The following is a 23580-nucleotide window of genomic DNA, read 5'->3' on the forward strand; positions in this document are numbered from 1 at the left end:
CTCACCGGGGTCACGTCGACCGTGACGGCGGGGTGCCGCCGCTCGAAGTCGTCGGCGAGTTCCGCGAGGCGCTGTCCTTCCTCGCCCATGCCCCAGCTCCTCCGTGCGGGACGGGTCCTCCAGCAGCGCAGCGACCTCGAAGCGGCGCGGCCACTGGCCGGCCGACCAGGCGAGGCCGGCTGCCACGCCCTCCAGGGTCGCGGCGTGGAGTGTGCCGTCCGGGGCGCGGCGCCAGTCGAGCTCGATGCCGCCCGCGATCAGTTCCTCGTGCTCGACGTACGAGGAGGGCGTCGACGGGCCCAGCAGGATGCGGACGGACTCCGGGACCTCGTGTTCCTCGCCGTCCGTCGTGACGTCCGCCTCGACCGCATCGCTCAGGCGGCGCACCTGGAAGAGGTCCGCCAAGTCCTCCGCGCGCGTGGGCCTCACCGGCAGCAGGGGCACGCCGGCGGACAGCGGGAGGAGGTCGGGGGTGTCCGCGACGACCGCCTCGGCCGCGTCGACCACGACCACCTCGCCGTCCACGACCGCCCGCAACTCGTCGGGGAGCGTGACCTGCTCGGGGTCCAGATCGGCGAGCGCCGTGTAGAGGGCGTGGAGTTGCCGGGCCGACACCTGGCGGTCCGGGTCCGCGAGACGCGACAGCAGCTCCGCCGCGCCCCCCGGTTCGTCGAGGAGCGCGGCGACGGACGTGCGGACGCCGAGGGCGTGCAGCACCTGCGCGTCCTCGAAGCCGGTGGTGTCCGCCGACTCGTACAGGCCCTCCAGCAGAGGGTCGGCGCCCGACGCGCGCAGACCGGCCGGGCGGCGGCCGTCGAGCACGGGGTGGTCGCGCAGCCACCACGCCGTGTACGGGCGCACCGTCTCCGTCGTGCCGTCCGGCAGCAGGATCCGTACGGACTGGGTGAGCGCGTCCCGCAGCGGCGGCTGCGCCAGCAGCGCCAGGGCCTGCGGCCAGCAGTCGTCGTCCACCAGGTCCAGGTCCCGCACGGCGACGATCTCCGTGGCGACCGGCGGCACCGGCGTGTCCGGCAGCCGGTCGAGCACGTCCTCGGCCCACACGTCGACCGCGTCGAGCAGTCCGGCGTCGTCCGGCTCGGCGTAGTCGCCCTCGCGCGGCTCGAGTTCGTCCGGGTCGAGGACGACGTCGGTGGCGCGGACCAGGGCGAAGTTGGCGAGGACGCCGCACGCCGCGAGCGGCTGCTCGCCCCACCGCTCGGCCAGTTCCGCGTCGCACAGCGCGAGTTCGTCCTCGCGGACGACGGAGGCGAACGGGCTGCCCGGCAGCACGAGCTCACCGGCAGGAGCGAGCTCCCCGTCCTCGTCGGGCAGCGCCAGCGCGCCGAGCCACGGCTCGTCGCCCGGCTCCAACTCCGCGTCCCTGACCAGGGCGAGGACCGTCTCCGCCAGTTCCTCCGCGTCGAGCGAGTCCGCGTCCTCGTCCCAGATCTCGCCCGCGTCGAGCGACGCCGCGACGGCCGCCCGCACCTGGGGCGTCGTGAGAACGGCCCGCGGCGTCGCGGGCAGCGCGCCCAGCTTCTCCAGCAGCGGATGGGCGGCGTCCGGGTGCACGACCTTGAGGCCGAGCCGGGCCAGGTCGGCCGGGGTGTCGGCGAGCGGCAGCAGTGTCTGGCGGGGGCCGATGGTGGTGCGGGAGTCCGCGAGGGGTACCGGCAGGCCGGACAGGCGGTCGGGGTCGACGCCGGCGAGGCTCTCGTACAGCCGCTGCCACCATGCCGGTTCGCGTTCCAGACCGGCCAGCCGGTCGATCGCCTCCGTCAGCGGCACCCGCGCCACGCCCAGCGTGCGCAGCTCCACACGGCGCTCGAGACCGGCCGGCAGCAACGTCGGCAGCACCTCGGCCAGTACCCGCACGGTGTCCGTGCCCGCGCCCTCCAGGACCTCCGCCTCGATGGGCCGCAGCCCTCCGCTGGTCACCCGGTCCGGCAGGCCGGTGTCCTCGTCCGCGGCGTCCCGCGGGACCGCCGCCTCCAGGAACGCGGTGCGCGGCAGCCGCTTCAGGATCGCCGCCCGCAACCGGCCGTCCAGCTCGCCCTTGCCGAGCGGCCCCGGCACGAGGTCGATGGTCCCTGTCGTCACCGGCTGCCAGGCGCCGAGCAGTTCGGCGTACGCGTCGGCCGCGCGCTCCACCAGGAAGTCGGTCAGCGGTCCCTTGGCCGGGTGACGGCGGGTGGTGTCCAGCGGCAGGGACGCGATGAGCAGCGCCGGTACGCCGAGGGGCTCGTCGGTCGGGGTCGGCGCATGCACGACGGGCTGGGTCTGCGGACGGTCCGGGGCGCCCTCGTCGTCGACGGGCACGGCCCAGGTGACGGTCCAGTGCGGCCGCAGGCGCTCCTCGACGGGCCGGTCGGCGAGCAGCGCCCGCTCGATGGGGCCGCCGTGGCTGACGACGCGCCAGCGGCGCTCACCGCGCACGCTGTCCTCGACCCGCACGTACGGGTCCTGCGCGTGGCGCTTCAACACCCGTACGCCGTCCGGGGTTTCCACGACGATCTCGGCGAGGCCGGTGAGCGTCAGGAGCAGCGCGTCGTCGACACCGGCGAGCAGCCGCTCCACCAGGTCGACGGCTGCGCCGTCGCGCAGCGGCAGCACGACGACCGTGTCGTAGCCCTCGGGCGGGGTGCCCTCGGCCGGCAGCGGAAGCCGCAGCAGCGGTACGTGGCCGTCCCGGCGGCGCAGCTCGTCCCCGAGGCCCGGGCTGGCCTTGGCGACCTGCCCGGCCAGCTCCCTGGCCTCCGCCAACGACCAGCGCACACCGCCGTGACGGCCCATGACGGCGGGCTCGTCGCTCACGGCGAGGACGGCGGCGAAGCCGACACCGAACCGGCCGACGGCTGCCTCGTGGCCCTCGCGCTTGGCCGAGGCGCGCAGGGTGCTCAGCGATTCGACGCCGGTCGCGTCGAGCGGGGCGCCGGTGTTCGCGGCGGCGAGCACGGCGGGTTCCTGGCCGCCGGCCGGGCGCAGTGTCAGCCGCAGCCGGCCGGGGACGCCGGCGCGGGCGGCGGCGTCGGCGGCGTTCTGCGCCAGCTCGACCACGAGACGGTCGCGGTAGCCGCCGAGCGCGAGGTCCTCCTCGGCGTTCGCGTCCTCCCGGAACCGGGCCGGGCTCGCGCCCCACGCGTCGAGCACACCGCGCCGCAGCCGTGCCGTCCCGAACGGGTCGGCCCACTCGGTCGTCCTGACGCTCACGGTGTGACTCCGCTCTCTCGCATCACCGGGCGGATTCCGGTGTGTCCGGGGGCCTCGGCGGGGCTTGCTTGTTCTGGGGCCGAAGGTACCGCGTGGCGGGCCGCGGTGACGCACGGCGAGGCCCCCACCCCGCCCCTTCCCGAAACCGGGGCGCCGCCGCGGCTGAGTTGCCCGCCGCTGCGGCCGGGCCGTATCGGCCGGGGCCCGCCCCGACGCACCCCCGGTGGCCGCAGCACCGCCTGCGGCGGCGTCCTCAAACGCCGGACAGGCTGAGTTTCCCGGCCTGCGGCCATGTTCCCGAACGCCGGACAGGCTGAGGTGCCCGCCCTGCGGCCATGTCCCCGAACGCCGGACGGGCTGACTTGCCCCCCGCGGCCATGTCCCCGAACGCCGGACGGGCTGAGTTGCCCGAGCCGCGCTACGAGTGGCCCAAGTCCTCCGACGTGCCGTCCGGCTCCGTGGGGACCGAGCCGCCGTCGCGGGCGGGGCGGAGGGGGAATTCGTCCGCCGCCATCGAGTCGAAGACCGGCTCCGCCGGCTTCGGCGGCTTCGGCATGACCGCCGCCTCCGAGTGACCACCGCAGCCGTACGTCAGAGACACCACGCGGCCGTCCGCCGGCGAGAACTCGTTCGCGCACACTCCGAACGCCTGCCGCAGGGAGCCCGCGATCGGGACCAGGAAGCCGCACGTGACGCACGCCGCCGGAGCCGCCTGCGCCATCGGCGTCTTCGCGCCGAAGGACTCCTCCCAGCGGTCGGCCGCGGTGTGCAGGCCGTAGCGGGACAGCACGCGCGCCCTGCGCATGCCCAGTTCCTCGGCGAGCGCCGCGATCTGGCCGCGGCCGTTGTTCGTCGTCGACTCGATGGCCGGCCTGCGGTCGGTCAGTTCCGCGTCCTCCGCCTCGACCCGCTCGACCAGGTCGTGCGACGGCGGGTGCTCGGCGAGGACCGAGTTCGGCGGCGGCTCGTCCTCGCCGGTGTAGCCGGGCTCCAGGCGCAGGTCGTCCGCCTCGGTGGGCAGCAGGTCGCCGGGGCCCATGTCGCCGGGCCGGAGCCGTTCGCTCCACGGCACCCACTCGGGGGCGAGCAACGCGTCGGGGCCGGGCAGCAGGACGGTTTCGTCGAGCGTGACGACCTTGGCGCGCGAGGCGCGCGTGACGGTCACTGCCCAGCGCCAGCCCCGGTAGCCGGGCTCCTGGCACTCGAAGAAGTGCGTGACGACCCGGTCCCCTTCGGAGACGACCGACACATGGTCTCCGACCACCCCGGGCGCAGCGGCCTCCTCGGCCGCCTCCCGGGCAAGGTCTACCGCCTCGGCGCACAGACGGTCGGGGGTACGGCTTCGCGTCGTCGCAGCACTCACAGGTCTCGCTTCTCTCCTACGCCGTCTCACGGATGCGCTCGGCCGATTCCGAGGTACTGGGCGGCGCACGGAGCGGACCAGGGGGCCGCATCGACGTGAGCACGCCCGGACCGTCCTGATCCCGGGCACACCTAACGTCATCCATTCTGCGGGATGCCGAAGAGGCGCGCGGCCGAGAACAACCGCCGGTGGCGCGCTACGCACGCTACCCCTTCCTACGCCCGCCGCCCACCTGCCCGTCCCAACACGGGACGAACCGACAAGGGTGCGGCCTGCTCGCCGGAGCGGGAGGCGGGAGCAGGACGCTGTGGCGGCAAAGGCGAAACACCCCGGACGCCGGGGCGCTGTCACGGTTCGGGGACGCGGGGGGTGGGGCACTATGACGGGGTGGCAGCCGCAAGGTCGTCCGACTCAGCCGGGCCGCTCCGCAGGGCGGGCCGGACGGTGGGCCGTGCCCTGCACCTCCCTTTCACCGGAACCGCCCGCGGCATCCGCAAAGCGACGCACGCTCATGGAGCGGGCGAGTCGGGCCTCGGCAAACTGATCGAGCTGCACGCCGTCAACGGCGCCGGCGACGTCATGATCACGGTCGCGTTGGCGTCCACGGTGTTCTTCTCCGTACCGACCGACGAGGCGCGCGGCCGGGTCGCGCTCTACCTCGTCGTGACGATGGCGCCCTTCGCGCTGCTGGCCCCGGTGATCGGCCCGCTCCTCGACCGTGTCCCGCACGGCCGTCGTGCGGCCATGGCGGGCGCGATGCTGGCCCGCGCGCTGCTGGCGCTGATGATGTCGGGCGCCGTCGCGACGGGCGACCTCGAGCTGTATCCGGCGGCACTGGGCGTACTGGTGTCCTCCAAGGCGTACGGGGTGGTGCGCAGTGCGGTTGTGCCCCGGCTGCTGCCACCGACGTTCTCACTGGTGAAGGCGAACTCGCGGGTCACCCTGGCGGGCCTGCTCGCGACGGGGATCGCGGCGCCGGCCGGGGTGGGGCTGCAGCAGATCGGGCCGCAGTGGCCGCTGTACGGGGCGTTCGTGCTGTTCGTCCTCGGCACGTACTGGGCGTTCACGATGGCGCCCAAGGTCGACTCGGCGAAGGGCGAGTCGAAGGTGCGCATGCTCAACCACGGCGAGACGAAGCCGAGCCTGCGCACGGTGGGCCCGTCGGTACTGCACGGACTGCAGGCGAACGCCGCGCACCGTGCGCTGTCCGGGTTCCTGATCTTCTTCCTCGCGTTCCTGTTGCGCGAGCATCCGCTCGCCGGCCAGTCGGCCGCCGTCTCGCTGGGGATGGTGGGCGTCGCGGCGGGCTTGGGCAACGCGCTGGGCACGGCCATCGGGGCCTGGCTGAAGTCCCGCGCCCCCGAAGCGATCATCGTGACGATGCTGTCCCTGGTCCTGGCGGCGGCCGTCACGGCGGCGGTCTTCTTCAGCGCGGGCATGGTGGCGGTGCTCGGCGCGATGGCGGGGCTGTCCCAGGCGCTGTCGAAGCTGTCCCTGGACGCGCTGATCCAGCGGGACGTCCCGGAAGAGGTCCGTACGTCGGCGTTCGCCCGCGCGGAGACGCTGCTCCAGATGGCGTGGGTGCTGGGGGGCGCGATCGGGATCGTGCTGCCGCTGAACGGTGTAGTGGGTATGTCGGTGGCGGCGGGCATCGTCGCGGCGGGAGCGGTGGTGGCCGGGCGCGGACTGCTGGGGGCGGGACGGCGGAGCGGCCGGCCGCGGGCGAGGGTGGCGTAGGCGAGGCACGCGGGCGCCGCTCCCACCCGCGAGTCCGCAACCCTCGTGGCGTAACCAGCTCACGCCGCGCCGCGTACCCCCGCGCGGCAGGACGAAGCGGGCCCGATAGCCTTCGGCTCATGACCGTTGCGTTCTTCTCCGGCAAGCGCCGCCGGGCAGCTGCCGCTCTCGGCGCCGTCTCCGCCGGGCTCCTCGTCCTTTCCGCCTGCGACAAGCCGACGCCGCTCGTCACGGTGACCATCGGTACGGACTCCGTCCACGCGGAGGCCGCCTGCTACAACGACGGCGAGGCGATCAAGGAGTCCGAGATCCAGGGCTGCCTGACCCAGAAGCCGACGGAGTCCATCAAGGTCGCCATGGACGACCAGGTCCGCATGGGCGTCGACCCGGAGATCGCGGAGAACGGCTGGACCCTGCTGTTCGGCGCGCAGCCGGTGGAGCAGGAGCCCTACAAGAAGACGTACCGGACCATTCCGGGCAACGCGTTCTTCACCTCGCCGACCGGTGAGCCGACGACCAAGACGGCCGTCAGCGTCATGGAGACCAAGGGCAAGAAGGTCGTCGGCATCTGGAACTTCTCGTTCGAGAAGGCCTCCTGACCCGGAGGTCGATGCCGTGCGCGTACTTGTCGTGACTGCGGTGGCGGCCGAGGCCGCCGCCGTCGTCGCGGACGTGGAGGGCGCCGCGGTCTCCCTCCCCGGCGGCTACGCGCTGACCCGCACCCCCGCCTACGACGTGCTCGTCGGCGGTGTCGGTCCCGCCGGTGCCGCCGCGGCCGCCGCGACGGCGCTCACCGTGGCGGACCGGCCCTACGGCCTGGTGGTGTCGGCCGGCATCGGCGGCGGCTTCCCGCCGCACGCGCCCGTCGGCTCGCTCGTCGTGTCGGACTCCGTGGTCGCCGCCGACCTAGGCGCGAACACCCCTGACGGCTTCCTGCCCGTCGACGAACTCGGCTTCGGCCGCACCGTGCACCCCTCTCCGCCCGGCCTGTCCGCGCTCATCGCCGAGGCGCTGGGCGCGACCCACGCACCGGTACTGACCGTCTCCACCGTCACCGGCACCGCCGCCCGCGCCGCCGAACTGTCGGCCAGGCATCCGCGTGCCGCCGCGGAGGCGATGGAGGGCTTCGGCGTCGCGGAGGCCGCCGCCGTGCACGGCGTGCCCGTCGTGGAGATCCGCGCGATCTCCAATGCCGTCGGCCCCCGGGACCGCCCCGCCTGGCGCATCGGCGACGCCCTGGCCGCGTTGCGACGGGCGTTCCACCAGCTCGCCCCCGTCCTCGAGGAGCACTCGTGACCCTGCGCATCGCGTACTCGCCCTGCCCGAACGACACGTTCGTCTTCGACGCCTGGGCGCACGGCCGGGTCCCCGGCGCGCCCGCGCTGGATGTGACGTTCGCGGACATCGACATCACCAACGGGATGGCGGAGCGCGGTGAACTCGACGTGCTCAAGGTGTCGTACGCGGTGCTGCCGTGGGTTCTCGAGGAGTACGCGCTGCTGCCGTGCGGCGGCGCGCTGGGCCGGGGCTGCGGCCCGCTCGTCCTCACCCGGGAGGCCGGTGCTCATGGGGGCACCTCCCGGGCCGAAGGCTCTACGGACCTCACGGGGAAGACCGTCGCCGTGCCGAGCGAGCGCTCGACCGCGTATCTGCTGTTCCGGCTGTGGGCCGCGGACGTCGTCCCCGAAGGTGTCGGCGAGGTCGTCGTGATGCCGTTCCACGAGATCATGCCGGCCGTGCGCGACGGCAAGGTCGACGCCGGGCTCGTCATCCACGAGGCCCGGTTCACCTACCAGGACTACGGGCTGCACTCTCTCGCCGACATGGGCGCGCACTGGGAGTCCACGACTGGTCTGCCGATCCCGCTGGGCGCGATCATCGCCAAGCGGTCGCTGGGCGCACCGACACTGCGTCTGCTCGCGGAGTCGGCGCGCACGTCCGTACGCATGGCGTGGGACGACCCGGAGGCGTCGCGTCCCTATGTGCTCGAGCACGCCCAGGAGATGGACCCGGCCGTCGCCGACCAGCACATCGGGCTGTACGTCAACGAGTTCACGGCCGACCTCGGGGACGACGGCTACGCGGCCGTGCGGGGGCTGCTGACACGCGCGGCGGCCGAGGGGCTCGTACCGCCCCTCGGCCCGGGCGCGCTCTCGTTCGTGTGAGCACGCCCGTTCCGCCGGTCTGGCTCAGACGTCCAGCTGGTCCGCCACCGCTCGCAGCAGGCCCGCGATCTTCGCGCCGTGCACCTTGTCGGGGTAGCGGCCGCGCTCCAGCATCGGAGTGATGTTCTCCAGCAGCGTGGTGAGGTCCTGCACGATGGACGCCAGCTCGTCCGGCTTGCGCCGCTGGGCCGCCGCCACGGAGGGGGTGGGGTCCAGCAGCGTCACCGACAGCGCCTGGTCGCCGCGCTGACCGGCGACGACACCGAACTCGACGCGCTGACCCGGCTTCAGGGCCTCGACTCCGGACGGGAGCACGGAGGAGTGCACGAAGACGTCGCCGCCGTCGTCGCGGGAGAGAAAGCCGAAGCCCTTCTCGCTGTTGAACCACTTGACCTTGCCGGTAGGCACGTCTGTCCTCGTCCTCGTACTCGTTGGGCGCTGGGGCACCGCAAGTTGGGGCGCCGAAAAAACGGCTCTGGATAGCACTACAGCGGGTCGCCTGACCCGCCACCCCCAAGGCTAATGGTCCAGAGGCTGGTGACAAGACGTCCCTGATCGGTTCCTGTGCGCAAGGGAACTACCCTGGCCGAATGACTGCTACTCCTGCCTCGGCCGCTCCCGCCCCGGGCGACGGCCTGGTGCGCGCCGGCGCCATCGTCTTCATCGTCGGCGCCGTAGCCACTTTGGTCACGGTGGCCCCGCTGTTCCTGGGCACCGAGCCGTTCCCGACCGTCGCGTACGCGGTGAGCATGCTGATGGGCGTCGGCTTCCTGGTCGCCGCGGCCGGCGTGCTGCGTTCGATCGCCGCGCAGCGGCGTCAGGCCAGATCCGCACGGCCCGCCGCGGGCTCCGCGCCGGCGGGGTCCGCGCTGTAGTCGCGCAGCCAGGCCGGGAACGCGGTGAGGTCCTCGAGGACCACGTCCGCGCCGGCCTCGCTCAGTTCGCCCGCGTCGCACGGCCCCGTCGGCACCGCCACCGACAGGGCGCCGGCGAGGCGCGCGCCCCGTACGTCGCCGATGTGGTCGCCGACGTACACCGCCGCGCCGTGCTCGAGCAGCGCCTCCGCCTTGGCCTCCGCCCACAGCCAGCCGATCACCTCGTCGGGGGCGATGCCGAGGTGCGCGAGGTGGAGCTTGGCGTTGGGCTCGTGCTTGGCGGTGACGACGATCGCGCGTCCGCCGAGCTCCTGGACCGCCGATATCGCCTCGCGGGCGCCCGGCATCGCCGGGGTCGGCCCGATGGCGTGTCCGGGGTAGATCTCGCGGTACCGGTCGGCCATCTCCTGGACCCGCTCGTGGGGGAACCAGAGCGCCAACTCCTGCTCCAGCGGCGGTCCGAGACGGGTGACGGCCAGGTCCGCGTCGATCCGCACCCCCGTCTCCGCGGAGAGCGCCCGGTAGGCGGCGTGGATTCCGGGGCGTGAGTCGATGAGCGTCATGTCCAGATCGAATCCGACGGTGAGCGGGCGCGGCGCGGAAGAGGAAGCCATGGGGGTCATTGTGCCCACGCGTCGGCACGGATTCGGGCCCGCCTAGACTTAGCCCAGCCTTACCAACCTTGCTTTCGCCGGCTTCCTTGAGCCGTCCGCCTTCGATTGGTGCCCATGTCAGCCAGACGCGCGCTCGCGGCCCGCCGCATCGGGTGGACGGCCGCCGCCGTAGCCGCCCTGCTGCTCGCGGTGCTGCTCAGCCTTGCGGTCGGAGCACGCGCCGTCGCACCGTCCACCGTCCTCGACGCCGTACTGAACGGCGGAAACAGCCCCGACGCCGAAGTCGTCCGCGAGCTGCGCGTGCCGCGCACCCTCATCGGTCTGATGGTCGGCGCCGCGCTCGCCCTCGCCGGCACGGTCCTCCAGGGCATCACCCGCAACCCGATCGCCGATCCGGGCATCCTCGGCATCAGCCAGGGCGCCTCGGTGGGCGTGGTGCTGGCCATCGCCTTCGCCGGAGTGCACACGCTCACGGGGTACGTGTGGTTCGCCTTCGCGGGCGCGGCCGTCGCCTCGGTCGCCGTGTACGCGATCGCGGCCCGTGGCCGCGGCGGCGCGACCCCCGTCAAACTGGCGCTCGGCGGCGCGGCGATCAACGCGCTGCTGGTGTCGGTCACGATGGGCATCTTGACGACGAAGGCGGCGGCACTGGACGAGTTCCGCTTCTGGCAGGTCGGCTCGGTCGCCGGGCGCGACGCGGAAGTGGTCGGCCAGATCTGGCCGTTCCTGCTGGTGGGCACGGCCCTCGTGGTGTGGGTGGCACGCGGACTCGACGCGCTGGCTCTCGGCGAGGACGTGGCGAAGGGCCTCGGGCAGAACGTCGCGACGGTCCGGATCGTGGGCGGCGTCGGTGCGACGGTCCTGACCGGCGTGGGCGTCGCGGCGGCCGGCCCGATCGCGTTCATCGGCCTCGCGGTCCCGCACATCGCCCGCGCGATCGTCGGCAGCGACCACCGATGGGTGCTGCCGATGGCGGCGGTCGTCGGCCCGGTGATGCTGCTGGTGTCGGACGTGATCGGCCGGATCGTCTTCCCGCCGAGCGAGGTCCCCGCGGGCGTGATGACGGCGCTGATCGGCGTGCCGTTCCTGGTGGCGCTGGTGCGGCGGAAGGCGGTGCCGGCGTGACGTCCGTTCTTGGCCGGGGCCGGACCGGGCGACCCGTACGTGAACCGGGCGGCCCGTACACGCGGCCCGCACGCGAACCGGGCGGCCCGTACACGCGGCCCGTACACAGGGAGGGCGCCGCGTGAGCGCTGACGCTGTCACGACCGTCCGTCCCGCCGGCTACGCCGTCGCCCGCACCGGCCGCGCCAGCTTCCTGCTGCACCGCCGCGCCGCGGCCGTCGCCGCCGCCTTCGCCCTCGTGCTCTGCGCGTCCTGCGTCGCCTACCTCTGTGTCGGCGAGAGCTTCGTCGCGCCGGGCGAAGTGCTCAAGGTGCTCTTCGGGCAGCCGTCGCCGAACGAGCTCGTCGTGGGGACGCTGCGGCTGCCCCGCATGGTCCTCGGGCTCCTCGTCGGCGCAGCCTTCGGAGTCGCCGGTGCGCTGATCCAGACCGTCGCGCGCAACCCGCTCGCCAGCCCCGACATCATCGGCATCAGCCAGGGCGCGAGCGCTCTCACCGTCGGCGCGCTCACGTTCGGCGTCACCTCCTACACGGTGCTGCCGTATCTCTCCGTGACGGGTGGTGTCGTCGCCGCCGCGCTCGTGTACGTCTTCGCCTGGCGCGGCGGACTGCACGCCACTCGCTTCGTCCTCATCGGCATCGGCTTCGCGATCGCGCTCCGTTCGGTCACGACGCTGTTCATGACCAGGGGCGACTATCTCGTCGCCCAGCAGGCGCAGATCTGGATGACGGGTTCGCTCAACGGCCGCGGCTGGGAGGAGGCAGCGCCGCTCGGCTGGACGCTGCTCGCCCTGCTGCCCGCCATCCTGTGGGCCGCCCGCGCCCAGCGCACCGTCTCCATGGACGACGACACGGCGACCGCTCTGGGCGTACGGCTCGGCCGGGTACGGCTCGGGCTGGTGCTCCTCGGAGTCGTACTGGCGTCGGTCGCGACCGGCGCGGCCGGCCCCGTCGACTTCGTGGCGTTGCTGGCGCCGCAGATCGCGCGCCGGGCGACCCGTACCGCCCAGATCCCGCTGCTGTGCTCCGCACTGCTCGGCGCGGTGATCGTCGTCCTCGCCGATCTGGCGGCGCGGCGACTGTTCTCGCCCACGGAACTGCCGGTGGGTGTGCTGACGGCCGCCGTCGGGGCCCCGTATCTGATTTGGCTCATCATCCGTAGCCGCACCGCTGGAGGAAAGTCGTGAGCAGGCTGACGGCCCGCGAGCTGACGCTCGCCTACGAGGACCGCACGGTCGTGCACGAGCTCGACCTGGCCGTCCCCGACGGGCAGGTGACGGTCATCGTCGGGCCCAACGCCTGCGGCAAGTCGACGACCCTGCGGGCGCTCGGCCGGCTGCTGAGGCCCAGGGGTGGGGCGGTTTTGCTCGACGGCGCCGAGCTGTCGAAGATCCCGACGAAGAAGATCGCGCAGTCGATCGGCCTGCTGCCGCAGTCCCCGGTCGCGCCCGAGGCCATCACCGTCGCCGACCTCGTGGCCCGCGGCCGCCAGCCGCACCAGCACTGGTGGCAGCAGTGGTCGCAGGAGGACGAGCGCGCGGTGACGGACGCGATGGCGCGTACGGACGTCACCGGCCTCGCCGACCGGCCCGTCGACGAGCTGTCCGGCGGTCAGCGCCAGCGCGTGTGGATCGCGATGGCGCTCGCTCAGGAGACGGATCTGCTGCTGCTGGACGAGCCGACCACGTTCCTCGACATCGCGCACCAGGTCGAGGTGCTCGACCTCGTACGGCAGTTGAACCACGAACGCGGCCGCACGGTCGTCGCCGTGCTCCACGACCTCAACCAGGCCGCCCGCTACGCCGACCATCTCGTCGCCATGAAGGCCGGGCGCATCGTGGCGGAGGGGCGTCCGGCGGACGTCGTCACCGCCGAGCTGGTCCGCGAGGTGTTCGGCATGGAGTCGGTCGTGGTCCCCGACCCGGTGACCGGGTCGCCGCTCGTCGTACCGGGAGCGCCGTACTCCCCCGCAAAAGCCCCCACGCCGTCCACGCAGTCCGCCTGAAAGGTCGCCCCCTGTCATGATCACCGCCCTCCGCCGCCGCGGCCTCCTCGCCGGGTCCCTCGCGCTCACCGCCGCGTTCGTGCTCTCCGCGTGCGGTTCTTCTGAGCCGTCCGACAAGGGCAAGGAGTCCGCCGCCGGCGGCAGCGACCTGCGCACGGTCAAGACGGCCATGGGTGACGTCCAGGTCAAGAAGGCCCCGAAGCGCGTCGTCGTGCTCGACACGGCCGAGCTGGACTCCGCCATCACCCTCGGCGTCAAGCCGGTCGGCGCCACCCACGCGGGCACCGAGTCCGGCTTCCTGCCCTACCTGCCCAAGGACAAGGTCGAGGGCATAAAGGACGTCGGCGAGATGATGACGCCCAACCTGGAGGCCATCGCCGCCCTCCAGCCCGACCTGATCCTCACCAGCAAGATCCGGCACGGCGACAAGTACGCCGAGCTGAAGAAGATCGCGCCGACCGTGATGACGGAGACCACCGGCCACCCCTGGAAGGAGAACTTCCAGCTCCACGCCGACGCCCTCGGCAAGACGGCCGAGGCCAAGAAGGCGGTCGCCGACTACGACGCACACACCAAGAAGGTCACCAAGGCGCTGGGCGGCAAGGAGAAGGCCGCAAAGACCGAGGTCAACGTCGTCCGCTTCGTCGAGGGCGCGGACATCCGCATCTACGGCAAGCGGAACTACATCTCGACGCTCCTCTCCGACGTCGGCGTGGGCCGCCCCGCCATCACGGACAAGGCCAAGGACGGCTTCTCGTACGACGTGAGCCCCGAGAAGATCGACCTCGCGGACGCGGACGTCGTCTTCCACTCCACGTACGGCGACCCGACGAAGGCCAAGCGGAAGCAGACCCTCGACAGCGCGCTGTGGAAGGGCATGAAGGCGGTCGAGAACGACAAGGCCTTCGCCGTCGAGGACGAACTGTGGATCCAGGGCATCGGCTACACGGCGGCGTCGAAGATCCTCGACGAGCTGCAGTCCCACCTGACGAAGTAGCCGGACCCCACGGGGCGGCGTCTGCCGCGCAGCGGCGGCCTCACCCCCGTCGGGGCAACTCGTCTCACGGCCTGCCCGGGGCTCCGGCCCCGGGCCCGCGTGGGGCGCAGCCGACGAGGATGCGGTTGCCGCGCGTGGCGGCCACAGCCCGTCCGGGGACAGCTCCCCTGCGCCCAGCAGCTGACCCGCCACTCACGGCCGCCAGGGCCGTAGAGGGTGTCGACGAGACCACGCAGGGCCCCCGGGGCCCGAGGGGCCCCGGGCGGAGCCCGGTACAGGGCCCGGGGTCGGGGCGGACCCCGGTACGGACCCGAGGTCCGGGCGGAGCCCGATACAGGGCCCGATGTCCGGGCGGGACCCGATACAGGCCCAGGTCGGGGCGGAACCCGACACAGCCCCCGAGCCCGGGCGGAACCCGACACAGCCCCCGTCCGGGCGGAGCCCGATACAGGGCCCGATGTCTAGCCCGATACAGGCCACGGGGCCGGGCGGAGCCCGGGTGGGGGAAGCCCGGCGTGGGGGTCAGCGTGCCCGGCGTCCCCGCCACACCAGGAACAGCGCAGACGCCACCGCCGCCCCCCTCAGCACCCACGGCCACATCTCCGTCAGCACGTCCCGCATGCCGCCCTCCGGCACGGGCTCGCCCCAGTGCCCGTTGATGCGGCCCCACAGCCACAGCAGTGCGCCCGTGGCGACCGTGCCGGGCAGGCCGAGCACGGCCAGTTTGACCTCGGCGCGGGAGAGCCGGCGGGAGCCGTACGCGAGGAGCCAGCCGAGGCCCAGGGCGATCAGCGAACCGAGGACCGCGCCCGCAACGAGCAGCGCGGCGGCGAGCAGCAGCATCGGGCTGCCGAAGCCTGCCCGCGCGGCCGGCTCCGGCTGTGCGGGCTGCGCCGGTTCCGCGACGACGGTCCCGCCGCGCCGCAGGAGACGCCGCAGCAGACGCCGACGGCCGCCCGGCGCGGCCTCCGGCTCCGCGACCCGGGCCGGCTCCGGCTCCGCCTCGCTCTGCGCTGCGTCGTCCGGTGCCGACGGCGGCTTCAGTATCTCGGGGATCTCGACGCCCCCCACGAACCCGGCCACACTGTCGCTCGAGCCGAAAGGACCGGGATCGATGCGCCACCAGTCCGGCTCGGAGCCCGAAGGACCCAGCTCGTCCATGCCGGCCAGGTGCGGCGGCGAGACCGCCGGACGCGGTGCGGGGGCCGGGGTGTCGGCGCGACGCGGCCGGGGAACGCGACGCCACCCCCGCTGGCGCGGCATCGCGCCTCCCCCGGAGTCCTCGGACGCCGCGCCCGGCGCAGCACGCGAACTCCCCGTGTCCTGCGGCTCGGACACCGCGGCCGGGGAAGCCGTCGGGAAGGTCGTCGGGGAAGGGGAAGTCGTCGAGGAGGCCGCCGACGCCACCACCTCGTCCGGCGTGCCGAGCCGTCCGAGGATGCGGCGGACGCCCGCCGGGCTGTCTCCGCCGAACTTCGCCCGCTGCTTGTCGATCTCGCTCCGCAGTGTCGTCACGAGCCGCATGCGCGCACCGGACGGGAGCTGGGCCTGCTGAGCCAGGTCACCGACGCGGCTCAGATAGTCGTAGACGAGCTGGTCGCTCTCGATCCCCACCGGCGGTTCCCCTGACGACGTTCCCAGCGAAGGGCCTGCGAAGGCCGGCCGCCCGCCTTCCCGGGCCGCCCTGTCCCCGACGGTAGCGCTCCAGGGGCTAACGTGGGGCGGATGGGGACCATGCCCGAAGGAAGCGGCAGCAGCGCCACCGGCGGCGGCCCGCGCACCCTCGCCGAGGCGCTGCGCGCCCGTGGCGACGAGGAGCTGGCCGCGCTGCTGCGCGCCCGCCCCGATCTGCTGAGCCCGGTGCCGAACGACGTGACCCAGCTGGCGACCCGGGCCGGCACCCGGGCGTCGGTCGTGCGGGCCCTCGAGCGGCTGGACCGGTTCGCGCTGCAGACCGCCGAGGCGCTGGCCGCCGCATCGGACCCCGCCCCGTACGGCACGCTGCTCGCGCTGCTGACCGGCGACGACGGCGACCCGGCCGTCGAGGCCGCCCTGCCGGTGGCCTTGGCGTCGCTGCGCCGGCAGGCGCTGGTGTGGGGCGGCGAGGACCGGCTGCGGCTGGTGCGCACCGCGCGGGAGCTGCTCGCGCCGTCGCCCACCCGTCCGTCGCCGACGGGGCTCGGCCCGACCGTCTCCGAGGCGACCGCCGGGATGTCGCCCGGCCGGCTGCAGGAAATCCTGGCGGCCGCGGGCCTGCCGACCACGCACGACCCGGTGTCCGCCGTCGCGGCGCTGACTTCGCTGTTCACGGACCGGACGAGGATGGCGGCGCTGCTGGACACGGCGCCGCCGGAGGCGCTGGGGATCCTCGACCGCCTGGTGTGGGGGCCGCCGTACGGCGAGGTGACGTCCAATCCGGCGCCGCCCGTGCGCTGGCTGCGCGACCGGGGGCTGCTGCTTCCGGCGTCGACGCGCACGGTGGCGCTGCCGCGGGAGGCGGCGCTGCATCTCCGGGCGGGGCGGGCGCACCGGGTGCTGGAGCCGGTTCCGCCGGCCGTCGAGCCGGCCTCGTCATACGGTCCACAGGCTGTGGACAGTGCGGCGGCGGGCCAGGCCTACACGGCGCTGACCACGGTCGAGGACCTGCTGAAGGACTGGCACGAGGGCGGGCCGGCGGTGCTGCGCGCGGGAGGTCTCTCCGTACGGGATCTCAAGCGGACGGCCGCGGCGCTGGACACGAACGAGCAGCTGGCGGCGTTCTGGCTGGAACTGGCCTATGCGGCCGGGCTGTTGGCGTCCGACGGAGAGGCCGACGAGCGGTACGCCCCGACACCGGCGTACGACGAGTGGCTCGAACTCCCGGTGGCGGAAAGGTGGGGTGAACTCGCCATCGCCTGGTTGACGGCGACGCGCACGCCGGGGCTCGTCGGCAGTCAGGACAGCAAGGGCCGCACGCTGTCCGCGCTCGGGCCGGACCTGGACCGCTCCGCGACCGTGGAGGTCCGGCACCGGATTCTGGAGCTGCTCGCGGCCCTCCCCCCGGGCACGGCCCCCGACCCTCAGACGCTGCTGGCCCGGCTGCGCTGGGAACGTCCGCTGCGCGGCGACGCCGCCGGCGGGGCGAAGGACCTGCGGGCACTGGCCGCGACGTGGACCCTCTCGGAGGCGGAGCTGATCGGCGTGACGGGCCGCGGCGCCCTCTCGACGCACGCTCGGGCCCTGCTCGGCCTGGACGAGGCGGACCGCCCCGACGGACCGGACGTGATGACCGGCGGCGCGGCCCGTGCGGGCGCCGACACAGCTGCGGGCGCCGACACAGCTGCGGGCCCCGATACAGCCCGCGGGGGCGCCGGCCAGGAGGCGCTCGCCGCGCGCCGCGCCCGCGCGGTCAAGGCGCTCGCGCCGCTCCTGCCGGAGCCGCTCGACCACGTCCTCCTCCAGGCCGACCTCACCGCCGTCGCACCCGGCCCTCTGGAACGGCCGCTCGCCGAGACGCTCGCCGTCCTCGCCGACGTGGAGTCCAAGGGCGGCGCCACGGTCTACCGCTTCACCCCCGCCTCGGTGCGGCGCGCCCTGGACGCCGGGAAGGCCGCGTCGGACCTGCACGCCTTCCTGGCCGCGCACTCGCGAACGCCCGTCCCCCAGCCGCTCAGTTACCTCATCGACGACGTCGCCCGCCGGCACGGCCATCTGCGCATCGGCGCCGCCTCCGCCTATGTGCGCTGCGACGACGACGCGCTCCTCGGCGAGATCCTCGCCGACAAACGCTCGCAGGGCCTCGGCCTGCGCCGCCTGGCCCCCACCGTGCTGGCGTCCCAGGCCGATCCGGGAACGCTCCTCGAGGGGCTGCGCGTCATGGGATACGCGCCGGCCGCGGAGAGCGCGGAGGGTGATGTGCTGATCACCCGCGCCCACGCCCGCCGCACGCCGCCGCGCGCCGCGCCCACCCCCGTGCCGGACGGGCCTCCCGTGCCGGACGGCACGTTGCTCGGCGCGGCGGTCAAGGCGATCAGGGCGGGCGATCTCGCCGCCACCGTCGTACGCAAACCTGCCGCGGTGGCGGGCCGGCCCCAGGGCGGTGAACTGCCGCGCACCACCTCGGCGGAGACCCTCGCGACCGTGCAGGCCGCCGCACTCACCGGTTCCGCGGTCTGGATCGGCTATGTGAACGCGGAGGGTTCCGCGAGCCAGCGCGTCATCGCACCCGTCCGGGTCGAGGGCGGCTTCGTCACGGCGTACGACCACACCGCGGACGAGGTGCGCACGTATCCGCTGCACCGCATCACGGGCGTGGCCGAACTGGCCGACGACGCCACCTGAACAGGCCGCCCGGCCCCCAGCCCGCGGATGCGGCGACGGGCTTCGCGGACTTGGCGGGCTTCGCAAGCTTCGCGAACTTGGCGGGCTTCGTGCGCTTCGCCGACCTCGTGGACTGCTCGGCGTCTGCGGGGCCCTGGGCCGCCGAGTCCGCGGCCCCCTGCGGCTCGCCGCGCCGCCTGCGTCCCGCCCGGCCCAGCCGCCGGCCCAGCAGTACGTACCCGATCAACGCACCCGTGGTGTTGATGATCACGTCGTCCACGTCGAAGGCGCGGCCGGTGACGATCGCGCCCTGCGCCAGTTCCACCAGGGTCATCACCAGCACGGTGAGCACCATCACCCGCACCAGCCGCAGCGAACGCGGCACCAGCACCGGCAGCAGCACGCCGAACGGGACGCCGAGCAGCAGATTGCCACCCACCTGCTTGCACGCCGCGAGGAACGTGTAGTCCTGCGCGTACTGGCGCAGCGACGCCCCGGGCCGCAGGTTGGCGGTCGCCACGCCCTCGGACGCGGCCGACGGCGACAGCGTGAGCCGTGCGAGCACGGCCGAGAAGAGGACCATCGCGACGAACGCGCAGACGATCAGGAAGGCCCTCAGGACGGTTCTGCCCCACTCACGGCGGGGTTCGGCTTCCTTGGTCATGGACACGCGGATACCCGCAGGCTCCCCGGACACTCCGGCGATGCGCGACACTGGTTGTTTGGCCATGTCCAAATCGGACGGACCGACCCGAAGAAAGGGTGTGGCGTGAACGGGCCCCTCATCGTCCAGAGCGACAAGACGCTCCTCCTCGAAGTGGACCACGAGCAGGCGGACGCCTGCCGTCGCGCCATCGCGCCCTTCGCCGAGCTGGAGCGTGCGCCGGAGCACATCCACACCTACCGGGTGACCCCGCTCGGCCTGTGGAACGCCCGGGCGGCCGGGCACGACGCCGAGCAGGTCGTCGACGCGCTGGTCGAGTACTCCCGCTACCCCGTTCCGCACGCGCTCCTCGTCGACGTCGCGGAGACGATGGCCCGCTACGGCCGGCTGACCCTGTCCAAGCACCCCACCCACGGGCTCGTCCTCACCACCACCGACCGGCCGGTCCTCGAGGAGATCCTGCGGTCCAAGAAGGTCCAGCCGCTCGTCGGCGCCCGGATCGACCCGGACACCGTCGTCGTGCATCCCTCCGAGCGCGGGCAGATCAAGCAGACGCTGCTGAAGCTGGGCTGGCCGGCCGAGGACCTCGCCGGTTACGTGGACGGCGAGGCCCATGCCATCGAGCTGGCCGAAAACGGCTGGGCCCTGCGGCCGTACCAGCAGCAGGCCGTCGAGGGCTTCTGGCACGGCGGCTCGGGCGTCGTCGTCCTCCCCTGCGGCGCAGGAAAGACACTGGTCGGCGCCGGTGCGATGGCGCAGGCGAAGGCCACCACCCTGATCCTGGTCACCAACACCGTCTCGGCCCGCCAGTGGAAGCACGAGCTGGTGAAGCGCACCTCGCTGACCGAGGACGAGATCGGCGAGTACAGCGGCACGAAGAAGGAGATCCGCCCGGTCACCATCGCCACCTACCAGGTGCTGACGACCAAGCGGAAGGGGATCTACCCCCACCTGGAGCTCTTCGACTCCCGTGACTGGGGTCTGATCGTGTACGACGAGGTGCACCTGCTGCCCGCGCCCGTCTTCAAGTTCACCGCCGATCTGCAGGCCCGTCGTCGCCTCGGCCTCACGGCCACGCTCGTGCGCGAGGACGGCCGCGAGTCGGACGTGTTCTCGCTCATCGGGCCGAAGCGGTTCGACGCGCCCTGGAAGGAGATCGAGGCGCAGGGCTACATCGCCCCGGCGGACTGTGTGGAGGTACGGGTCAATCTGACCGACTCCGAGCGGCTGGCCTACGCGACGGCGGAGCAGGAGGAGAAGTACCGCTTCTGCGCCACCACCGCGACCAAGCGCAGGGTGACCGAGCAGCTGGTGCGCAAGCACGCCGGCCAGCAGACCCTCGTCATCGGCCAGTACATCGACCAGCTCGACGAACTCGGCGAGCATCTGGACGCGCCGGTGATCAAGGGCGAGACGCCCAACACCCAGCGCGAGAAGCTCTTCGACGCCTTCCGCAACGGCGAGATCAGCGTGCTCGTGGTGTCCAAGGTCGCGAACTTCTCCATCGACCTGCCGGAGGCGACGATCGCGATCCAGGTGTCCGGCACCTTCGGTTCGCGCCAGGAGGAGGCGCAGCGCCTCGGCCGGGTCCTGCGGCCCAAGGCGGACGGGCACAAGGCCCACTTCTACTCGGTGGTGGCGAGGGACACGATCGACCAGGACTTCGCGGCCCACCGCCAGCGGTTCCTGGCCGAGCAGGGCTACGCGTACCGGATCATCGACTCGGACGAGCTGCTCGCGGGCGAGGACCCGGTGAGCTGAGCCTCGAGGGTGCGCGCCGCCGCCGCGCTCAGCGGCGGCGGACGCCGGCCTCTTCGGCGTACTCGCCGAGGACGGCGACGCTGAAGACGGCGCTCGCGAAGACCTTGACCGCGCGCAGGGCGTTGCCGACGCGGTGGTGCGGGACGTCTCCGGCGCCGCTGGCCGTGGCGCCGTGTGAGTGGGTTCCTGGGATGAGGGTCGCTGGGGTCATGTCTCCATGGTCGGCGATTCACCCGGTCGGAGCATCGGGCCTTGGGCTGAACCCCGCGACCCCGCGCGTACTACTCCAGGCAGAGTGCGTCCCCTACGGGGATGACCCCGCGGCTCCGGGGACGGATACCCCGGCGGGAAAACCGTTCGCCCCCGATCCCGGGCCCCCTAGAATCGCGAGCTTGCCCCGGGCCCAGGCCGCGGGGCACTCCCCGCCTCCCTCGAGGAGCGCCACCGCCCGGACGGAAACCGGCCGGTCCGCCATGTCGTGATCACGCAGCTCAGTAGCCGGAGGCCGCCCGTGCCCGCGCACGCCCCTGTACCCGACGTATCCGCCGGACCCGCCGGACCCGCCGTAACCACCGGATCCGGTGCGTCCGCCGTCGCCGGCCCCGACGGCGGCGATCCGCTCGGCCGTGAGCAGGCGCACCTCGCCGCGTCCCGGTCCGCGCTGCGGGCGATGCGGGAGGACGTGCAGTCCCTCGACATCAAGGACGTCACCGCGAACTGGGTCAACGCCACGGTCCTCCGGGCGCAGATCGAGCAGCGCATCGAGGCGCTCGCCGACCTCGCCCACACCCCGCTCTTCTTCGGTCGGCTCGACTACCTGCCCACCACCCAGGAGGGCGGGCACCCCGCGCCGAAGGCGCATGAGGCCACGCTGTACATCGGCCGCCGGCACGTCCACGACGCCCAGGGCGACCCGATGGTGATCGACTGGCGCGCGCCGGTCTCCCAGCCCTTCTACCGGGCCTCCCGCAAGGACCCGCAGGACGTCGGCCTGCGCCGGCGCTTCGGCTACACCGGCGGGGAGCTCACGGCGTACGAGGACGAGCACCTCACCGACCCTTCGGAGGCCGAGCAGACGTCGAAGCTGCTCCAGGCGGAGATCGAGCGGCCGCGCGTGGGCCCGATGCGCGACATCGTCGCGACGATCCAGCCGGAGCAGGACGAGATCGTCCGCAGCGGCCTGTCCGGCACGGTGTGCGTGCAGGGCGGACCCGGCACCGGCAAGACCGCCGTCGGCCTGCACCGGGTCGCGTACCTCCTCTACGCCCATCGGGAGCGGCTGGCCCGTACGGGCACCCTGGTCATCGGGCCGAACCGTTCCTTCCTCCACTACATCGAGCAGGTCCTCCCCGCGCTCGGCGAGTTGGAGGTCAAGCAGTCCACGGTCGACGATCTCGTCGCGCATGTGGACGTGCGCGGCGAGGACGGCGCCGCCGCGGCCGTCGTCAAGGGCGACGCGAGAATGGCGGAGGTTCTGCGACGGGCGGTCCGCTCCCATGTCACGATGCCGGCCGAGCCGGTGGTCGTCGTACGCGGATCGCGTCGCTGGCGGGTTCCCGCGTACGAACTCGAGGAGATCGTCCGCGAGTTGCTCGACCGCGACATCCGTTACGGCGCGGCCCGCGAGGCCCTGCCGCAGCGGATCGCACACACGGTGCTCGTCCGCATGGAACAGGCCGGCGAGGCCCCCGACGACCGCGTCCAGGACTCGGTGGCCCGCAACACCGCCGTCAAGGCCGCGGTCAAGGCGATCTGGCCGCCGGTCGACCCGGCGAAGCTCGTCCTGCGCCTGCTGTCCGACGCGGAGTTCCTCGCGGCGCACGCCGACGGCATCCTCACGTCGGAGGAACAGAACACGATCCTGTTCGGCAAGCCGCCCCGCAGCGCGAAGTCCGCCAAGTGGTCCCTGGCCGATGCCGTGTTGATCGACGAGGTCACGGATCTCGTGCAGCGCACGCAGTCCCTGGGCCATGTCGTCCTCGACGAGGCCCAGGACCTCTCCCCGATGCAGTACCGCGCTGTGGGCCGCCGCTGCTCCACGGGCTCGGCGACGGTCCTCGGCGACCTGGCCCAGGGCACGACCCCGTGGGCGACGGGATCGTGGGCCGAGGCCCTGTCCCACCTCGGCAAGCCCGACGCGGCCGTGGAGGAGCTCACCGCTGGTTTCCGCGTCCCCCGCGAGGTGATCGCCTATGCGTCCCGCCTTCTGCCGCACATGTCCCCGGGCCTTGCGGCGGTCTCCTCGGTCCGCGAGAGCCCCGGCTCCCTCTCCGTCCGTGCGGTCCGCGAGGCCGCGGACCTCGACGCGGCCGTCGTGGCGGCGTGTACGCAGGCCTTGGAGAACGAGGGCTCGATCGGCCTGATCGCGGCGGACTCCCGTGTCCCGGCCCTCGCGGCGGCCCTCACCGGCGCCGGCCTGCCCCATCTGTCCCCGGGCGAGGAGACGACGGCCGGGTCCCGGCTCACCCTGGTCCCGGCGTCGCTGGCCAAGGGCCTTGAGTACGACTACGTGGTCCTCGACGAACCGGCCACGATCGTCGCCTGTGAACCGGACCTCCGCACAGGCCTGCGCCGCCTGTACGTGGCCCTGACGAGGGCGGTCTCGGGCCTGACGGTGCTGCACGCGAAGCCGCTGCCCCCGCAACTCGGCTGACGCCCGTCGGCCGGGCCGCGAACCAAGGCCGCCGGACCCGGCAGACACCCGCGCCCGGAACCTCGGGTGACGCCCCCGCACCCACCGCCGCCGCCGGAACCGACTGACGCCCG

The 23580-nt window shown here is 73.4% G+C and carries 19 protein-coding genes; 12 read left to right on the plus strand and 7 right to left on the minus strand.

Annotation, left to right across the window (positions count from 1 at the left end; translation table 11 throughout):
- Both ABZ070_RS07280 and ABZ070_RS07285 read right to left on the minus strand, forming a co-directional pair.
- Nucleotides 1-3210: molecular chaperone Hsp90 (locus ABZ070_RS07280; protein ID WP_356630881.1), on the minus strand; the 3210-nt coding region annotated here is incomplete at its 3' end.
- A gap of 418 nt (nt 3211-3628) precedes the next feature.
- Entirely contained in the window at nt 3629-4573 is a 945-nt protein-coding gene (locus ABZ070_RS07285) for a DUF3027 domain-containing protein (protein WP_356630883.1), read from the minus strand.
- A 387-nt stretch (nt 4574-4960) separates the two neighbouring features.
- On the opposite strand from ABZ070_RS07285, the gene ABZ070_RS07290 reads away from it, so the two are divergent.
- The 4 genes from ABZ070_RS07290 to ABZ070_RS07305 all read left to right on the plus strand — a co-directional run bounded on the left by ABZ070_RS07290 (nt 4961) and on the right by ABZ070_RS07305 (nt 8475).
- Entirely contained in the window at nt 4961-6310 is a 1350-nt protein-coding gene (locus ABZ070_RS07290) for an MFS transporter (RefSeq protein WP_356630885.1), read from the plus strand.
- A 119-nt stretch (nt 6311-6429) separates the two neighbouring features.
- Complete coding sequence (locus tag ABZ070_RS07295) at nt 6430-6909, plus strand: DUF2771 domain-containing protein (RefSeq protein WP_356630887.1); 480 nt, start codon at nt 6430-6432, stop codon at nt 6907-6909.
- 16 nt (nt 6910-6925) lie between these two features.
- Nucleotides 6926-7606 (plus strand): futalosine hydrolase, encoded by a 681-nt coding sequence (locus ABZ070_RS07300; RefSeq protein ID WP_356630889.1) that lies wholly within the window; start codon nt 6926-6928, stop codon nt 7604-7606.
- A complete protein-coding gene (locus ABZ070_RS07305; RefSeq protein ID WP_356630891.1) occupies nt 7603-8475 on the plus strand; it encodes a 1,4-dihydroxy-6-naphthoate synthase in 873 nt (290 codons plus the stop codon). Before ABZ070_RS07300 ends, ABZ070_RS07305 begins: the two co-directional genes overlap by 4 nt.
- A gap of 24 nt (nt 8476-8499) precedes the next feature.
- Here the strand turns inward: ABZ070_RS07305 and ABZ070_RS07310 are convergent, their stop codons facing one another.
- Complete coding sequence (locus tag ABZ070_RS07310; protein WP_356630895.1) at nt 8500-8883, minus strand: cold-shock protein; 384 nt, start codon at nt 8881-8883, stop codon at nt 8500-8502.
- Nucleotides 8884-9065: 182 nt separating this feature from the next.
- Here ABZ070_RS07310 and ABZ070_RS07315 point away from each other — a divergent pair, with 182 nt between their 5' ends.
- The gene (locus tag ABZ070_RS07315; RefSeq protein WP_356630897.1) at nt 9066-9350 is read left to right on the plus strand and encodes a hypothetical protein; all 285 of its coding nucleotides are present in this window, start codon (nt 9066-9068) and stop codon (nt 9348-9350) included.
- Here the strand turns inward: ABZ070_RS07315 and ABZ070_RS07320 are convergent.
- A complete protein-coding gene (locus ABZ070_RS07320) occupies nt 9293-9973 on the minus strand; it encodes an HAD family hydrolase (RefSeq protein WP_356630961.1) in 681 nt (226 codons plus the stop codon). The two genes, ABZ070_RS07315 and ABZ070_RS07320, sit on opposite strands and share 58 nt — an antisense overlap.
- A 105-nt stretch (nt 9974-10078) precedes the next feature.
- On the opposite strand from ABZ070_RS07320, the gene ABZ070_RS07325 reads away from it, so the two are divergent.
- The 4 genes from ABZ070_RS07325 to ABZ070_RS07340 all read left to right on the plus strand — a co-directional run bounded on the left by ABZ070_RS07325 (nt 10079) and on the right by ABZ070_RS07340 (nt 14090).
- Entirely contained in the window at nt 10079-11089 is a 1011-nt protein-coding gene (locus ABZ070_RS07325; protein ID WP_356630899.1) for an iron ABC transporter permease, read from the plus strand.
- A gap of 121 nt (nt 11090-11210) precedes the next feature.
- Entirely contained in the window at nt 11211-12275 is a 1065-nt protein-coding gene (locus ABZ070_RS07330) for an iron chelate uptake ABC transporter family permease subunit (RefSeq protein WP_356630901.1), read from the plus strand.
- On the plus strand, nt 12272-13093 hold the full coding sequence (locus tag ABZ070_RS07335; RefSeq protein WP_356630903.1) for an ABC transporter ATP-binding protein: 822 nt from the start codon (nt 12272-12274) through the stop codon (nt 13091-13093). The genes ABZ070_RS07330 and ABZ070_RS07335 overlap by 4 nt, the downstream gene beginning before the upstream one ends.
- 16 nt (nt 13094-13109) lie before the next feature.
- On the plus strand, nt 13110-14090 hold the full coding sequence (locus tag ABZ070_RS07340; protein WP_356630905.1) for an iron-siderophore ABC transporter substrate-binding protein: 981 nt from the start codon (nt 13110-13112) through the stop codon (nt 14088-14090).
- A gap of 522 nt (nt 14091-14612) precedes the next feature.
- Here ABZ070_RS07340 and ABZ070_RS07345 read toward each other — a convergent pair.
- Nucleotides 14613-15704, minus strand: coding sequence for a hypothetical protein (locus tag ABZ070_RS07345; protein ID WP_356630907.1), 1092 nt, complete (start codon nt 15702-15704; stop codon nt 14613-14615).
- Nucleotides 15705-15824: 120 nt separating this feature from the next.
- On the opposite strand from ABZ070_RS07345, the gene ABZ070_RS07350 reads away from it, so the two are divergent.
- A complete protein-coding gene (locus tag ABZ070_RS07350) occupies nt 15825-18410 on the plus strand; it encodes a helicase C-terminal domain-containing protein (protein ID WP_356630963.1) in 2586 nt (861 codons plus the stop codon).
- Here ABZ070_RS07350 and ABZ070_RS07355 read toward each other — a convergent pair.
- Entirely contained in the window at nt 18373-19053 is a 681-nt protein-coding gene (locus ABZ070_RS07355; protein ID WP_356630965.1) for a VanZ family protein, read from the minus strand. The genes ABZ070_RS07350 and ABZ070_RS07355 overlap by 38 nt on opposite strands.
- Before the next feature lie 105 nt (nt 19054-19158).
- Between ABZ070_RS07355 and ABZ070_RS07360 the strand changes: the two genes are divergently transcribed.
- Complete coding sequence (locus tag ABZ070_RS07360; protein ID WP_356630909.1) at nt 19159-20814, plus strand: DNA repair helicase XPB; 1656 nt, start codon at nt 19159-19161, stop codon at nt 20812-20814.
- Between the two features lie 28 nt (nt 20815-20842).
- On the opposite strand, the gene ABZ070_RS07365 is transcribed toward ABZ070_RS07360, so the two are convergent.
- Nucleotides 20843-21025, minus strand: coding sequence for a hypothetical protein (locus ABZ070_RS07365; protein WP_356630911.1), 183 nt, complete (start codon nt 21023-21025; stop codon nt 20843-20845).
- A 300-nt stretch (nt 21026-21325) separates the two neighbouring features.
- On the opposite strand from ABZ070_RS07365, the gene ABZ070_RS07370 reads away from it, so the two are divergent.
- Nucleotides 21326-23467, plus strand: a complete 2142-nt coding sequence (locus ABZ070_RS07370) for a UvrD-helicase domain-containing protein (protein ID WP_356630913.1) — start codon at nt 21326-21328, stop codon at nt 23465-23467.
- The last annotated feature ends 113 nt before the right edge of the window (nt 23468-23580 follow it).

It is taken from the genome of Streptomyces sp. NPDC006283 (genome assembly GCF_040613325.1).
Lineage (GTDB): Bacteria > Actinomycetota > Actinomycetes > Streptomycetales > Streptomycetaceae > Streptomyces.